This window comes from Bradyrhizobium sp. JR4.1 (genome assembly GCF_040548605.1).
Lineage (GTDB): Bacteria > Pseudomonadota > Alphaproteobacteria > Rhizobiales > Xanthobacteraceae > Bradyrhizobium > Bradyrhizobium canariense.
The window spans coordinates 489,707-503,573 of sequence record NZ_JBEPRY010000003.1 but is presented as its reverse complement, the minus strand read 5'-3'; the positions used below and the strand labels follow the sequence as shown (position 1 = coordinate 503,573).

13 protein-coding genes are annotated in these 13,867 nt (G+C 65.2%); 4 read left to right on the top strand and 9 right to left on the bottom strand.

Annotated elements, in window-relative coordinates:
* Nucleotide 1: 1 nt before the first annotated feature.
* From accC to ABIB90_RS10920, 6 genes are all read right to left on the bottom strand, one after another.
* Complete coding sequence (gene accC, locus ABIB90_RS10945; RefSeq protein ID WP_007591613.1) at nucleotides 2-1,360, bottom strand: acetyl-CoA carboxylase biotin carboxylase subunit; 1,359 nt, start codon at nucleotides 1,358-1,360, stop codon at nucleotides 2-4.
* Between the two features lie 60 nt (nucleotides 1,361-1,420).
* The gene (accB, locus tag ABIB90_RS10940; RefSeq protein WP_354167593.1) at nucleotides 1,421-1,909 is read right to left on the bottom strand and encodes an acetyl-CoA carboxylase biotin carboxyl carrier protein; all 489 of its coding nucleotides are present in this window, start codon (nucleotides 1,907-1,909) and stop codon (nucleotides 1,421-1,423) included.
* A 37-nt stretch (nucleotides 1,910-1,946) separates the two neighbouring features.
* On the bottom strand, nucleotides 1,947-2,414 hold the full coding sequence (gene aroQ, locus ABIB90_RS10935) for a type II 3-dehydroquinate dehydratase (RefSeq protein WP_007591609.1): 468 nt from the start codon (nucleotides 2,412-2,414) through the stop codon (nucleotides 1,947-1,949).
* Nucleotides 2,415-2,642: 228 nt separating this feature from the next.
* Nucleotides 2,643-3,518, bottom strand: a complete 876-nt coding sequence (locus ABIB90_RS10930) for a DUF1236 domain-containing protein (RefSeq protein WP_354167596.1) — start codon at nucleotides 3,516-3,518, stop codon at nucleotides 2,643-2,645.
* Between the two features lie 200 nt (nucleotides 3,519-3,718).
* Entirely contained in the window at nucleotides 3,719-4,486 is a 768-nt protein-coding gene (locus tag ABIB90_RS10925; RefSeq protein WP_354167599.1) for a DsbA family protein, read from the bottom strand.
* 112 nt (nucleotides 4,487-4,598) lie between these two features.
* Entirely contained in the window at nucleotides 4,599-6,002 is a 1,404-nt protein-coding gene (locus tag ABIB90_RS10920) for a M48 family metalloprotease (RefSeq protein WP_007591606.1), read from the bottom strand.
* A gap of 202 nt (nucleotides 6,003-6,204) precedes the next feature.
* On the opposite strand from ABIB90_RS10920, the gene ABIB90_RS10915 reads away from it, so the two are divergent.
* The 3 genes from ABIB90_RS10915 to ABIB90_RS10905 all read left to right on the top strand — a co-directional run bounded on the left by ABIB90_RS10915 (nucleotide 6,205) and on the right by ABIB90_RS10905 (nucleotide 9,452).
* Nucleotides 6,205-7,392, top strand: coding sequence for a pyridoxal phosphate-dependent aminotransferase (locus tag ABIB90_RS10915; RefSeq protein ID WP_219682597.1), 1,188 nt, complete (start codon nucleotides 6,205-6,207; stop codon nucleotides 7,390-7,392).
* Between the two features lie 87 nt (nucleotides 7,393-7,479).
* Complete coding sequence (locus tag ABIB90_RS10910; RefSeq protein ID WP_063992558.1) at nucleotides 7,480-8,034, top strand: biotin transporter BioY; 555 nt, start codon at nucleotides 7,480-7,482, stop codon at nucleotides 8,032-8,034.
* Between the two features lie 83 nt (nucleotides 8,035-8,117).
* The gene (locus ABIB90_RS10905; RefSeq protein ID WP_354167604.1) at nucleotides 8,118-9,452 is read left to right on the top strand and encodes a dicarboxylate/amino acid:cation symporter; all 1,335 of its coding nucleotides are present in this window, start codon (nucleotides 8,118-8,120) and stop codon (nucleotides 9,450-9,452) included.
* Between the two features lie 26 nt (nucleotides 9,453-9,478).
* Here ABIB90_RS10905 and ABIB90_RS10900 read toward each other — a convergent pair whose 3' ends face one another.
* Entirely contained in the window at nucleotides 9,479-10,357 is an 879-nt protein-coding gene (locus ABIB90_RS10900) for an SDR family oxidoreductase (RefSeq protein ID WP_007591600.1), read from the bottom strand.
* Nucleotides 10,358-10,446: 89 nt separating this feature from the next.
* Between ABIB90_RS10900 and ABIB90_RS10895 the strand changes: the two genes are divergently transcribed.
* Nucleotides 10,447-11,283 carry a helix-turn-helix transcriptional regulator gene (locus ABIB90_RS10895; RefSeq protein WP_354167607.1) on the top strand — a complete coding sequence of 279 codons (837 nt, stop codon included), beginning with the start codon at nucleotides 10,447-10,449 and terminating at the stop codon, nucleotides 11,281-11,283.
* A 71-nt stretch (nucleotides 11,284-11,354) separates the two neighbouring features.
* On the opposite strand, the gene ABIB90_RS10890 is transcribed toward ABIB90_RS10895, so the two are convergent.
* Together ABIB90_RS10890 and ABIB90_RS10885 are read right to left on the bottom strand one after the other, a co-directional pair.
* Entirely contained in the window at nucleotides 11,355-12,587 is a 1,233-nt protein-coding gene (locus tag ABIB90_RS10890) for an NAD(P)/FAD-dependent oxidoreductase (RefSeq protein WP_354167610.1), read from the bottom strand.
* A 17-nt stretch (nucleotides 12,588-12,604) separates the two neighbouring features.
* Nucleotides 12,605-13,831 carry an MFS transporter gene (locus ABIB90_RS10885; RefSeq protein WP_354167613.1) on the bottom strand — a complete coding sequence of 409 codons (1,227 nt, stop codon included), beginning with the start codon at nucleotides 13,829-13,831 and terminating at the stop codon, nucleotides 12,605-12,607.
* Between the last annotated feature and the right edge of the window lie 36 nt (nucleotides 13,832-13,867).

Genomic DNA, 13,867 nt, shown 5'->3' with positions numbered 1-13,867 from the left:
GCTACTTCGGGGCGGGTTCCGCCTTGCCGGCAAGATATTGTTCCAGCCAGTGGATGTGATAGTCGCCGTTGATGATGTCGTCTTCGCGCACCAGAGCGCGGAACAGCGGCAGGGTGGTCTCAATGCCCTCGACCACCATCTCGTCCAGCGCCCGGCGCAGCCGCATCAGGCACTCGCCGCGGGTCTTGCCGTGCACGATCAGCTTGCCGACCAGCGAGTCGTAATAAGGCGGGATCGTGTAGCCCTGATAGACTGCGGAATCGATCCGCACACCGAGCCCGCCGGGCGGGTGATATTGCGTGATGCGGCCGGGCGAAGGACGAAAGGTCTCCGGATTCTCGGCGTTGATGCGGCACTCGATCGCGTGGCCGATGACCTGGACCTCTTCCTGCTTCGCCGGCAGGTCGCCGCCGGCGGCGATGCGGATCTGCTCCAGCACGAGGTCGATGTCGGTGATGCTCTCGGTGACGGGATGCTCGACCTGGATGCGCGTGTTCATCTCGATGAAGTAGAACTCGCCGTCCTCGAACAGGAATTCAATCGTGCCGACGCCGAGATATTTCATCTCGCGCATCGCCTTGGCGCAGGTCTCGCCGATCTTGGCGCGTGCAGCCGCGGTCAGCACGGGCGAGGGGCCTTCCTCCCAGACCTTCTGGTGGCGTCGCTGCAGCGAGCAGTCGCGTTCGCCAAGGTGGATCGCGCCGCCGCGGCCGTCGCCGAGGATCTGAATCTCGATGTGACGCGGCTTCTGCAGATATTTCTCGAGGTAGACAGAGGCATCGCCGAAGGCGGATTTGGCCTCGTTGGCCGCCGTCGACAGCGCGACCTGAAGATCGGCCTCGCTCTCGGCCACCTTCATGCCGCGACCGCCGCCGCCTGCCGCGGCCTTGACCAGCACGGGGAAGCCGATCTTCCTGGCGATCGCCATCGCGTCGTCGTTGGGGCCGACCCCTCCGTCGGAGCCGGGCACCACGGGAATGCCGAGCTTCTTGGCCGTCCTCTTGGCCTCGATCTTGTCGCCCATCAGGCGGATGTGCTCGGCCTTCGGGCCGATGAAATGCAGATTATGCTCGGCGAGGATTTCGGCGAAGCGCGCGTTCTCCGACAGGAAGCCGTAGCCGGGATGCACGGCATCGGCCCCGGTGATCTCGCAGGCCGCGAGCAGCGCGGGCACGTTGAGATAGCTGTCCTTGGACGCCGGCGGCCCGATGCACACGCTCTCGTCCGACAGGCGCACATGCATGGCATCGGCGTCGGCCGTGGAGTGCACGGCGACGGTCGCGATTCCGAGCTCCTTGCAGGCCCTGAGGATGCGAAGGGCGATCTCGCCGCGATTGGCTATGAGGATCTTGTCGAACATGGTGTCCTTATTGGACTGACGCGCGGAAAGCGGCGAGGGCGATGAGACCGCCCTCGACCGTCACTCAATGATCACGAGCGGCTCGCCGTACTCGACCGGCTGGCCATCCTCGATCACGATCTGCGTCACCGTGCCGGCGCGCGGCGAGGGGATCTGGTTCATGGTTTTCATGGCTTCGATGATCAGCAGCGTCTGGCCGACCGAGACCTTGCTGCCGACCTCGATGAACGGCTTGGCGCCGGGCTCCGGCGCCCAATAGGCGGTGCCGACCATCGGCGAGGTCACGGCGCCGGGATGCTTCGACAGGTCGGCAGCGGCAGGTGCGGCGGCAGCTGCGGTCGCCGGGAGGGCGGCGGGGGCGGCCGCCGTCTGCATCGGCATGGTCGCGGCGACGCTGATGTTGCGGGCGACGCGCAGGCGCAGGCCGGCACGCTCGATCTCGATTTCGGTGAGGCTGGTCTCATCAAGCAGCAAGGCGAGCTCGCGGACGAGGGCGGAATCCTCGCTGGAAAACTTTGCGGCTGCTTTGTCGTCTGGCTGGCGCGCCATGTTGTTTGATCCGAATGTTCTGTGTGAAGGGGGAGCGTCAGGCTTTGGGCTTGATGCCGAGCTTGGCGGCAAGGCCCTGGATGGCGAGGCGGTAGCCCTCGATGCCGAAACCGCAGAGCGAGGCGAACGCCGCGCGCGCGGTGTAGGAGTGATGCCGGAAATTCTCGCGGGCGTGGATGTTGGTGACGTGCACCTCGACCGTCGGGATCTGCACCGCCAGCAGTGCGTCGTGCAGCGCGATGGATGTGTGCGAATAGCCGCCGGCATTGATGATGATGCCCTTCATCTTGCGGGCGTGTGCCTCGTGGATGAAGTCGATCAGCTCGCCTTCGCGGTTGGACTGCCGGCAGTCGGCCTTGAGGCCGAACGTGGCCGCCGTCTCCCGGCACAGCGCCTCAACGTCGGCCAGCGACGCATGCCCGTACTTCTCGGGCTCGCGCGTCCCCAACATGTTGAGGTTCGGCCCGTTCAGGACAAGGATCGTGTCGGTTGCTGGTTCGGCCATTCCAATCCCGCAAGAGGTGCTTCGGCGTGGCGGGGGTTATAGGTAACAAAGCGCGTGAGGGGAAGCCTTGAAGGACCTCCGAGGTGGCTTCAGATGCCTCATCCGGGGTGCAAAAATCTGTGCGCAAGCTACGGAAATTGCTTGTTAACCAGTCCGAAGCATGGCTGCCGGCCGAACGGCAAAGGGGCGGGCATTGCTGCCCGCCCCCGATGGTTGCCGGGTATCGTCTTACGTGTTCAGGACAGCCACGATCTCATAGGTGTCCGGATTGACGATCACGATCTCGTCCTTGACCAGGACGTAGCGATAGGTCCGCCATTCCGGATAGATCGTCACGACACGGGACGGCAGGGTGTGCAGCTCGACGCCCTCGCGCGGAATGCGAGTGCCGACCGAGATCGAGAAGTTCACGTTCGTCACCGGACGCACATGCTCCTCGCGGATCACCGAGGTGATCTGCGTGCGTTGCTCGGTCGAGAGCTTGGCGCCCGCGCCGGCCTGACCGACCGTCGTGTTGGTGCTGCTCTGACCCTGCGCATTCTGGTTGGTGCTGGTGCCGGTCTGGCCCTGAGCGTTCTGGTTGGTGCGCGTCTCGGTACCCTTCTGGTTCTCGGCATTGTTGGTGCTGCTGGTGCCGCTCTTGGCGCCCTCAGCCTTCATGTCCTTCTGGTCCTTGGCGCCGGTCTTGCTCGAGTCCTTGCTCGTGTCCTGACTCATGCTCTTGGACTTGTCCTGCTGACCCTGCGCGCGTTCGTCGGTGCGCTGGCCCTTGGTAGCGCCGGACTTGTCCTCAGCCGCGTTCTTGTTCATCTCGCGGCCGGAGTGCTCGTCCTTGGTCGCGCCGGAGGATTTGTCCTCGGCGGACGCGCCGGACTTCATGCTGCTGGAGCCGCCGGCCTGGCCGACGGTGCCCTTCTCATGGGCGGATTCCTTACCCATCGAGCCGCCGCGTTCGGCGGCGCCGCCGGAAGGCTGCGAATGCTGCATCTGCGCACCACCGGCGCCGCCACCGCTGTCGCGGTTCATGGTGCCCTGTGCGTTCGCCAGACCGGTGCCCGCGACGAGCGCGAGTGTGGCAACCGAGATCATAAAGCGGTTAGACATGGAATTCTCCTCACGTGTTCGTTTGCGTCATTGCCCGCGCCGACAACGAAAGGAGATTTGAGTTGTTCCGGAACTTCGGTGGTTCCGAGGCTTTTGTTTGTTGAATGCCAGATGAATGCGCGCGCCAGATTTCGGCGCAATGAAAAGGCCGGCGTTTCAGCCGGCCTTTTGCGTGCGTGAGTTGTAGAGCAAATCGCTTATTAGCAAGTCGCTTTGCCGCAGCGGGCCACAGCGATCTTTTCCTTCAGGCTTTCGACACCGACGGCGCCGACAACGATCTGCTTGCCGATGACATAGCTCGGCGTGCCGTTCATCCCCATCGCTTCGGCGAGCTTGAAGTTCTCCTCGATGGTGGTGCGTACCTCGGCGCTGCCGATGTCCTTCTCGATCTTCGCGACGTCGAGGCCGGCTTCCTTGGCCGCCTGAAGTGCGCGCGCCTTGTCGGCCGCACCACGACCGCCGAGCAGCTTCTGGTGGAAGTCGAGGTACTTCTTGCCGGAGGGATCCTGCATGCGCACGGCGACCGCGACCTGCGCTGCTTCGACCGAGCCCTGGCTCAGCACCGGAAACTCCTTCAGCACCACTTTCAGCTTCGGATCGGCCTTCATGAGGTCGAGCATGTCGCCCATCGCGCGCTTGCAGTAGCCGCAATTGTAGTCGAAGAACTCGACGAAGGTGACGTCGCCGTCCTTGTTGCCGAGCACGACCTGGCGCGGCGAGTTGAAGATCGCATCGGAATTCTGGGCGACGCTGGCTTCGTGCTTCTGCGTCTCAGCCGCGGCCTGGCGCTTGGTGAGCTCGGTCATCGCTTCCTCGAGCACCTCGGGATGGGTGACGAGATAGTTCTTGATGATCGCCTCGATGTCCGTGCGCTGGGCATCGGAGAAGCTGTCGGCCGACGCGGGCACGGCTGCGCCGAACATGGCGAGCGCAAACAGCGCGGGAGCAAGCAGGCGCAGCGAAGGCATAGGCAAATCCTCTTATCCAAAGCAGGTTCGGAAAACGTCCCGGCGGACTTAAGCTCGGTGTCGTGACGTCGTGGTGCAAGGCGTCGTAGCGTAAGGCGTCGTTCTGGTCTTGTCAGTTGCGCGGCGGTTTCGACGCCACGATGTCGTCGGCCTTGACCCATCCGGGCGTGCCGACGGCGAAACGGGTTTTCGCGCGCGTCGCAAGCTCGCGGGCGGTCTTGTTGTCGCCGCGCAGATAAGCGGCCTGGGCCGACGCCAGATCGGCCTCGGCATAGTCGCCCTTCCGGCCATAAGCCATCGCGAGCTGCATGTAGCCGAGCACGGCCTCCGGTTCCCGTGCCACCGCGGCCCGGAGAATCCGAACGGCGTCATCGGTGTAGGCCTTATTATCGGACCCAACCAGAGCCTGCCCAAGTAACATCTCGATGAGGGGCGCGTTGTTCGAAAGTGCGACAGCCTTGCGCAGGGCCGGAATCGCCTCGGCCGGCTTGCCGCCCTCCAGCAGGGCCTGGCCGCGCACCTCGTAAAAATACGCATTGTTGGGCTGGACCTGGATCAGCGCGTCGATCTGGGTGAGCGCGCTACGCAAATCCCCGTGCAGATAGGTGCTGATGGCGCGGGCGTAGCGCGCCGGCAGGCTGTCGTTGGTCAGGGGATAGCGACGGTACACCGTCTCCGGCCGCTCCATGAAGGCGGAGATCTTGGCGCGCACCATGTCGTGGCGCAGCTGAAGCGCGGGATCGTCCTTCTTGTCCCAATAGGGGCTGGCGCTGGCGAACTCCTGCAGTGAAGCGACGCGCTCGGCGGGCATCGGGTGCGACTGGAGATAGGGATCGGCGCCCCGTGCTGCGAACAGGCTCTCGCTGGTGAAGCGCTTGAAGGTCTCGTACATGCCCTTCGGCGACTGCTGGGTCGCAGTCAGGAATTTCACGCCGGCGCGATCGGCGTTCTCCTCCTGCTGCCGCTGGTAGGACAGCAAGGTACGGCGGATCATCTCCTGCGGGCCGGCGAGGGCGGCGGCTCCGGCATTGGCAAGGCCATTGTTGCCGGCGCTGCCGCTGCCGCGGGTGCTGCCCACGGCCATCGCACCGGCGCCGAGCAGCATGGCGATGATCATCTGGGTCTGGGCATTGGCGAGCTGCTCGCGCAGCTTGGACAGATGGCCGCCGGCCAGATGCCCGGTCTCGTGCGCGAGCACGCCGATGATCTGGTTCGGCGTCTCCGACTGGAGGATCGCGCCGTAATTGACGAAGATGCGGCGGCCGTCGGCGACGAACGCGTTGAACGAGCCCTCGTTGACGATCACCATCTGGATGTTCTGCTTCTCCAGACCGGCGACGCGCAGGATCGGGCGGGTGTATTCGCGCAGCAGCTGCTCGGTCTCGGTGTCGCGCAGGACCGGCGGCCCCTTGGCCTGCGCATGCGCGGCCGAGAACGGCGTCAGCGCGATCGCAGCCGCCGCGAGGAGGGAGATGAGGGCGGTGGCCTTCTTGCGCAATGCGATCTGGAACAACATCAATCGGTCTGGGTCAAAGGGTCTTGTCAGCAGGCTGGTCGAGCAGTTTCGTGATTGGTTTTGACGATTGGCGGCGGACCGGATACGCGATATGCCCTTTTGAGCCGTTCCCCTTATGAGCCGTACAATGCGGCCAGTCTGGGGCGCAAGAACCCCGTTCTCAGGCCGGACGGATCAGTCCGCCAGCGAATAGCAGAAATCGATGCACGATGCGACCTTGAGGAACCGGTTGGGGCAGTGGCTTGAGCCCTCCCGCCGTAGCGATGTTCCCCCGTTCATGGTGATGGACGTCATGGCCGCGGCGGCCCGGATCGAGGCGGCCGGGGGCCATGTCATCCACATGGAGGTTGGCCAGCCCGCCGCCGGCGCGCCGAAGACCGCGATTGCGGCCGCCCATGCGGCGCTCGAGGCAGGGCGGATCGATTATACCTCCGCGCTGGGCATCCCCTCCTTGCGCGCGCGCATCGCGCGGCATTATCGCGATGCCTATGGCTGTGACGTCAGCCCCGAGCGAATCGTGGTGACCACCGGCTCCTCCGGCGGGTTCATTCTGGCTTTCCTGGCGATGTTCGAGCCGGGCGACCGCGTCGCCGTGACGGTGCCGGGTTATCCGCCGTACCGTCATATTCTCACCGCGCTCGGCTGCGAGCCGGTGCTGATCGAGACTACGAACGAGACGCGCCATGCGCTGACCGGCGAGGCGCTGCTGGTCGCCCATCGCAAGGCGCCGCTGAAGGGCGTGCTGGTCGGCAGCCCGGCCAATCCGACCGGGACCATGATGTCCCGCGAGGCGCTCGCAGGCCTGATCGCTGCGGCGGAAGACGCGGGCATCCGTTTCATCTCGGACGAGATCTATCACGGGCTCGACTACGCGTTTCCCGCGGTGACGGCTGCGGCGCTGTCGGACCACGCGCTCGTGATCAACTCGTTCTCGAAGTATTTCTGCATGACCGGCTGGCGCGTCGGCTGGATGGTCGTGCCCGAGATTCTGGTGCGGCCGATCGAGCGGCTGCAGCAGAACCTGTCGATCTCGGTGCCGTCGCTGTCGCAGATCGCAGCCGAAGCGGCCTTCGACGGCGCGGCCGAGATGGAGGAGATCAAGCACGGCTATCAGGAAAACCGGCGCATCCTGATCGAGGGATTGCCCAAGGCCGGCCTGACCAGGTTTCTGCCGGCCGACGGCGCGTTCTATCTCTATGCGGACGTCTCGGACTTCACCTCAGACAGTTTCGACTTCGCCAAGCAGATGCTCGAACAGGCCCATGTCGCGGTCACGCCGGGGCTCGATTTCGATCCCATCCATGGCCGTTCATTCATACGGCTCTCTTATGCGCGTTCGGCTGCGGAGATGCGGGAAGCAGTTGACCGGATCGCTCACTGGCTTAAATAGCCGCCAGTTTTCGACAGCCTTCTGGAGTGCAACTTGTCTGACCGTTCCGTCCCGTCTACCGCCACGCATTCTCCTCTCGCCGCATTGATGTGGCCAGTCCGGCCCGGTGAAACCGTCGGCGCCTTGCGCGCTGTCGTGCTGATTGCGCTCGGCACCGCCTTGATGGCGCTGTCAGCCAAGGTGAACCTGCCGCTGCCTTACGTGCCCATGACATTGCAGACGCTGGTCGTGTTGATGATCGGCGCCGCCTATGGCTGGCGGCTTGGCAGCGCAACCATGATTGCCTACCTCGCCGAGGGCGCAATGGGCCTGCCGGTGTTCGCCGGTCCCGTTGGTGGAATCGCACCGCTGGTCGGCCCGACCGCGGGCTATCTGTTCGGCTTCATTGGCGCCGCCTTCGTCACCGGCTGGCTCGCCGAGCGCGGCTGGGATCGCAGCGTCATGCTGCTGTTTGCGGCCATGGCCGTCGGCCACATCCTCATTCTGGCCGCGGGCTTTGGCTGGCTGGCCTTCGGCCTCGGCCTTGGCGCCGCAAAGGCTTGGCAGGTCGGCCTGATGCCGTTCGTTGCGGCGTCGTTGGTCAAGAACGCGCTGGGCGCGACGTTGATGCCGGCGATACGCCGGGTGGTCGATCGCGGGTAAAGCGCGCAATAACGAGCAGTTCCGATTGACAGGGCCGGCCAAGTTGATCTTGGCTGGCCCGGCGTTTGAGGGGGAGTGAAACAATGACGACGACAACGATGGTGGGGGCGCCGGTCGCGCCGCCCGCCGCCAAGCCGTGGTACAAGGTACTTTATATCCAGGTGCTGATCGCGATCGTGCTCGGCGCCATCGTCGGCTGGCTCTGGCCGTCAATCGCCACCAACGAGTGGATCAAGGCACTCGGCGATGGCTTCATCAAGCTGATCAAGATGGTGATCGCGCCGATCATCTTCTGCACCGTGGTCTCGGGCATCGCCCATATCCAGGACGCCAAGAAGGTCGGCCGCATCGGCGTCAAGGCGCTGGTCTATTTCGAGATCGTCTCGACCTTCGCGCTGGTGATCGGACTCATCATCGGCAATCTGGTGAAGCCGGGTGCGGGCTTCGGCGGCGCCGCCGCCAACGCGCAGGCCGTCGCCAACTACGCCAAGCAGGCCGAAGGCCAGAAGTCGGTCGACTTCGTGCTGCACATCATTCCGGACACCGTCGTCGGCGCCTTCGCGCAAGGCGAGATCCTGCAGGTGCTGCTGTTCTCGGTGCTGTTCGGCTTCGCCATCATGGGGCTCGGCGAACGCGGCCACACCATCCGCAGTTTCATCGACGACGCCGCGCATGCGGTGTTCGGCGTCATCTCCATCGTGATGCGCGCGGCGCCGATCGGCGCCTTCGGCGCGATGGCCTACACCATCGGCAAGTTCGGCACCGGGGCGATCCTCAACCTGATCGGCCTGATAGCGACATTCTACCTGACCGCGGCGCTGTTCGTGTTCGTCGTGCTCGGTATCATCGCGCGCTTCGCGGGCTTCTCCATCTTCAAGTTCCTCGCCTACATCAAGGACGAGCTGCTGATCGTGCTCGGCACCTCGTCCTCGGAAAGCGCGTTGCCGTCCTTGATGGAAAAGCTCGAGCGCCTCGGCTGCTCGAAGTCGGTGGTCGGCCTCGTGGTGCCCACGGGCTATTCGTTCAATCTCGACGGCACCAACATCTACATGACGCTGGCGACCTTGTTCATCGCGCAGGCGCTGGGCTTCGATCTCACCTTCGGCCAGCAGCTCACCATCCTGGTGGTGGCGATGCTGACCTCGAAGGGCGCCTCCGGTATCACGGGCGCAGGCTTCATCACGCTGGCGGCGACGCTCGCCGTGGTCGATCCGCGCCTCGTGCCGGGCATGGCGATCGTGCTCGGCATCGACAAGTTCATGAGTGAGTGCCGCGCGCTGACCAATCTGTGCGGCAACGGCGTTGCCTGCGTGATCGTCGCCTGGTGGGAGGGCGAACTCGATCGCGACAAGCTCAACGCCAACCTCGCCAGGCAGATCGATCCGACCGACATGGAAACGGCTGTCACGACGGACTGATCTGCATTTGACGGTGCCGGGCGCCGTCAGATCTTGAAGTAATAGGGCTGGTCGAGATCCTCGATCAGCCCTTTTTCTTGCGGCGACCAGCCGAGAGCAGCACGCGTCTTCGCGCTCGAGGTCGGAACGTCGGCGCCCGCGAACTGTGCGAACCAGCCGAAATGCGCGGTCGCTTCCTCGGGCGATTGGGACACCACGGGCACGCCGAGCCGCCGGCCGATCACTTCCGCAATCGCCTTGAACGGCACGCCTTCCTCGGCGATCGCGTGATAGTGCTTCGCGGTTGCGCCTTGCTCCAGCGCCAGCCGGTAGACGCGCGCGGCATCGAAGCGGTGCGCGGCGGGCCAGCGGTTGCTGCCATCGCCGACATAGACCGATACGCCTTTCTGGCGCGCGAGGTTGATCAGGATCGGAACGAAGCCGTGGTCGCCCTCGCCATGCGTGGAGGGCGGAAGACGCACAACGGCGGCGCGGACGCCGGCCAGGGACAGCGCGGTCGCTTCCGACACGCGCGGAAAGCGCTGCGCCGACACATCGTCCTCGGTGGCGAGGCGGCCGGGCGCAAGCAGCGCGACGCCGGAGGTGACGATGAGAGGGCGACCGGAGCCCTTGAGCTCCTCGCCGATCGCCAGGATCGCGTGGCGGTCGAGCTCGCAATTGTCCAGAAACTTCGAGAAGTCGTGGTTGAAGCCGAGGTGCAGGACGCCGTCGGAGGCGGCCGCGCCGCTGCGCAAGGACGCGTGATCCTCCAGCGAGCCGCGGTGGATCTCGGCGCCCATCGCGGCGAGCGTCGCGGCTCCCGCGTCGGAGCGGGCGAGGCCCGTGACCCGGTGGCCGGCAGCGATCAGGTCGCGAACGACGGCGGAGCCGACGAAGCCGGTGGCGCCAGTGACGAAAACACGCATGAGTATCTCCAGGGTTGGTGGAGACGACCATCCGCGCTAGGATTATCCGGGTAAAGTAGTGACATTATCGGGGTATAATAGCTAACAGGATGAGCGAGACCGCTTCAGCCGAAAACCTGCTCGGGGCCTACCTCAAGGACCGCCGCACCCGGCTCGATGCCACCGCGTTCGGCTTCGCGGGTAGCCGCAGGCGTACGCCGGGACTCCGCCGCGAGGAGGTGGCGCAGCGCGCCAATATCAGCCCGACCTGGTACACTTGGCTCGAGCAGGGCCGCGGCGGCGCGCCGTCGCCCGATGTGCTCGACCGCATCGCGCGAGCGCTGATGCTGACCGATGTCGAGCGCGAGCACCTGTTCCTGATCGGCCTCGGCCGTCCGCCCGAGGTGCGCTACCAGGCGAGCGAAGGCGTCTCGCCGCGGTTGCAGCGGGTGCTCGATGCGTTCGCGTTCAGCCCGGCGCTGGTGCGGACCGCGACCTGGGACGTCGTCGCCTGGAATCGTGCCGCAAGCGCCGTGCTGACCGACTACGGCGCGATCCCGCCGGGACAGCGCAACATCCTGCGCTTCATCTTCTGCGATCCGCGCGTGCGCGCCGCGCAATACGATTGGGACAGCGTGGCGCGCTTCGTGGTCGCGGCTTTCCGGGCGGACGCCGCGCGGGCCGGCGCAGTCTCGCATGTCGCCGATTTTGTCGACGAGCTGTGCCGGACCAGCCCGGAATTCGCCGCGCTCTGGCGCGACAATGACGTGCGTTACCACGGCGACGGCACCAAGCGGCTGCGGCACCCCGTTCACGGCACGATGTCGTTCGAATATTCGAGCTTTATCGTCGAGGGACGCTCCGATCTCAGCATGATCGTCTACAACCCCGCGACTCCCGACGACGCCGAACGCATCAGGACACTGCTCGCCGAGCGCGCCGACTGACGGAAGTTGCGAACTCGCGCGTTCAACCTGCATCTGGCGACGCGCACGCGGTGCTTGCCGTCAACCCTGATCTAGAACCGCTCCGGCCGGTACGGCGTCGGATCGATCGCCGGTGTTTCGCCGCTCATCATCTCGGCGAGGAGGCGCCCGGTCGCGGGTCCCAGCGTAAAGCCCTGGTGGCCGTGGCCGAAGTTCATCCAGAGGCCGGGATGGCGTGGGGCGGGGCCGAGCACCGGCAGCATATCGGGCGTGCAGGGGCGGGTGCCGAACCATGGGTCGGGCTCGACCCGCTTGCCGAGGTCGATCAGCTCGCGCGCGGAGGCTTCCGCGCTGGCGAGCTGCACGGGCGTTGCGAGCGCGTCCAGGCCGGTCAGCTCCGCGCCGGTGGTGATGCGAATGCCTTTGGCCATTGGACCCATGGCGTAGCCGCCGGCCTTGTCGACCAGCGGCAGATCGAGCGAGGCGCCGCCGCTGTAATGCATGTGGTAGCCGCGCTTGCGCACCAGCGGGATGCGATAGCCGAATTTGAGCAGGAGATCGGGCGACCACGGCCCGAGCGTCACGACGGCGTGGGCGGCGTCGACGCGCCCATGGTCTGTCTTGACCGACCAGCCGGTGGCGGTCTGCTGCAGGCTTTGGGCATCACCGAGCACGATGGTGCCGCCGAGGCGCTCGAACAGATCGGCATAGGCCGTAACCAGAGCGCCGGGATCAGACACAGTCCAGGTGTCGAGCCAATGGATCGCGCCGGGCAGGTCGTCGCGCAGGACAGGTTCGGCCTTGGCAAGCTCGATGCCCGAGAGCGCACGAAACCTCACGCCGAATTCGCGCTGGTCCGCTTCCGCCGCCTTGACGGCGAGATCGAACGAGGCAGCGTCGCGATGCAGGTGCCGGTATCCCGCGCGGCGGATCAGATTGTCGGCATGGGCTTCGCGAATGAGGATGTCGTGCTCCGCCGTCGCGTAGGCGATCAGCCGCGCCCAGGCGTCGATCGCCTCGCGATGCCGCTTCGGCGCCGAATGCCACCAATAGCGGAGCAGGGGTTCGATATGAAGATGAAGAGATGACAGGCTGTAACGCACGTCGTTGGTGCGGCCGGTCGCGATCTTCAGGAGCGTGGCGAGGTCGCGCGGCATCGGATAGGGGCGCACCGCTTCCGCCTGGATCATCCCGGCATTGCCGTAGCTGGTCTCACGGCCCGGCTCCCTGCGGTCGATCAGCGTGACGGACCAGCCGCGCTGCTGGAGGTGCAGCGCCGCGCTGACGCCGATCATGCCGCCGCCGAGGACGATCGCGCTTTGCATCGGAAGAAATTCTCCTGTCAGGCCGTCTGCGGCATGAGCTTCGGCTGGGCCGTGTTGATGGTTGCGGCGACCACGACTGATAACGCCGTCATCGCCACGAGAAAGCCGAAGGCTGCATCGAACGATCCGGTTCCGGTCACGATGAAGCCGATCGCGACGGGGGCGACGAAGCCCGCGCTCTGGCCGCCGAGGTTGACCATGCCGATGCCGGATCCGATCTGGTCGTCGCGGAGCAGCTTGGTCGGGAGCGCAATCACCGAGGCCAGCACGAAGGATTTGAAGAAATAGACCACCGACTGGTAGGTGATCAGCATCGCGATCGTCTCCGCCTTGTACATGGCGTAGAGGAAGATGCCGGTCAATGCGGAGGCGCCGATTAGCAGATATTTTTCGCGCTCGGCGAAGAAGGTCGTCATCACCCAGCCGCCGATCGCGGTCGCGATCGTCGCCATCACGAACGGGATCGGCGCCACGATGCCGACGGTCTTGAGGTCGAGCCCGCGCTGCTGGAGCAGATAGAGCGGCATCCAGGAATCCAGGCCCTTGTTGACGCAGCTGAGGCCGAACCACACCACCATCAGCTGCCACAGCAGCGGATTCTTCATGAGCTCGCGCATCGGTGCACGGTTCTCGGCTTTCGTCCCGGACAGGTTCGGATCGTTCGCGCCCGGGCGGCCCAGATACGGGACGAAGACGAAATAGGCGACCGCGAAGACGATGCCCGCAATGCCGATCGCGTTGAAGGCATGGCGCCAGCCGAGCCAGAGGATCAACGGCGCCATGATCAGCGGCGCGATCATGCTGCCGGCATAGTTGGATGACAGCAGCAGCGCCGACATCTTCGGCCGGCTGTCCTTCTTGAACACCTCCGCGACGGCGCGGATGCTCGCCGGCGGGAAGCCGCCCTCGGCGATGCCGAATAGGAAGCGGATCGCGATCAGCGAGGTGAGCGACCAGGCCAGACTCGTGAACGCCGTGAACAGCGACCACATCACGATGGTGATGATCACCACATATTTCGATCCGAAGCGGTCGGAGAGCCATCCGCCCGGCACCTGCATCGCGGCGTAACCGAGGAAGAACGCGCTGATGACGATGCCGAGATCTGCGGCCTGGAGGTTGAAGTCCTTGCCGATCTGCGCCAGCGCCAGCGAGATCGCCGCGCGGTCAACATAGGAGATGCAGTAGGCGACGTAGAGCAGGACGAATGCGATGACGCTGGTCTTCCTCGGCAATTCCGTCATCCTCGTCTCCATCGCGCCGCCAGGGCTGGTATCGGT

Bases quoted from the DNA above. Each gene is read 5' to 3' on its own strand.
- ABIB90_RS10905 (WP_354167604.1), top strand. From the start codon at position 8,118: ATGACGACGACAACGATGGTGGGGGCGCCGGTCGCGCCGCCCGCCGCC.
- ABIB90_RS10915 (WP_219682597.1), top strand. From the start codon at position 6,205: ATGCACGATGCGACCTTGAGGAACCGGTTGGGGCAGTGGCTTGAGCCC.
- ABIB90_RS10930 (WP_354167596.1), bottom strand. From the start codon at position 3,518: ATGTCTAACCGCTTTATGATCTCGGTTGCCACACTCGCGCTCGTCGCG.
- ABIB90_RS10910 (WP_063992558.1), top strand. From the start codon at position 7,480: ATGTGGCCAGTCCGGCCCGGTGAAACCGTCGGCGCCTTGCGCGCTGTC.
- ABIB90_RS10895 (WP_354167607.1), top strand. From the start codon at position 10,447: ATGAGCGAGACCGCTTCAGCCGAAAACCTGCTCGGGGCCTACCTCAAG.
- ABIB90_RS10920 (WP_007591606.1), bottom strand. From the start codon at position 6,002: ATGTTGTTCCAGATCGCATTGCGCAAGAAGGCCACCGCCCTCATCTCC.
- ABIB90_RS10900 (WP_007591600.1), bottom strand. From the start codon at position 10,357: ATGCGTGTTTTCGTCACTGGCGCCACCGGCTTCGTCGGCTCCGCCGTC.
- ABIB90_RS10890 (WP_354167610.1), bottom strand. From the start codon at position 12,587: ATGCAAAGCGCGATCGTCCTCGGCGGCGGCATGATCGGCGTCAGCGCG.
- accB (WP_354167593.1), bottom strand. From the start codon at position 1,909: ATGGCGCGCCAGCCAGACGACAAAGCAGCCGCAAAGTTTTCCAGCGAG.
- ABIB90_RS10925 (WP_354167599.1), bottom strand. From the start codon at position 4,486: ATGCCTTCGCTGCGCCTGCTTGCTCCCGCGCTGTTTGCGCTCGCCATG.
- accC (WP_007591613.1), bottom strand. From the start codon at position 1,360: ATGTTCGACAAGATCCTCATAGCCAATCGCGGCGAGATCGCCCTTCGC.
- ABIB90_RS10885 (WP_354167613.1), bottom strand. From the start codon at position 13,831: ATGACGGAATTGCCGAGGAAGACCAGCGTCATCGCATTCGTCCTGCTC.
- aroQ (WP_007591609.1), bottom strand. From the start codon at position 2,414: ATGGCCGAACCAGCAACCGACACGATCCTTGTCCTGAACGGGCCGAAC.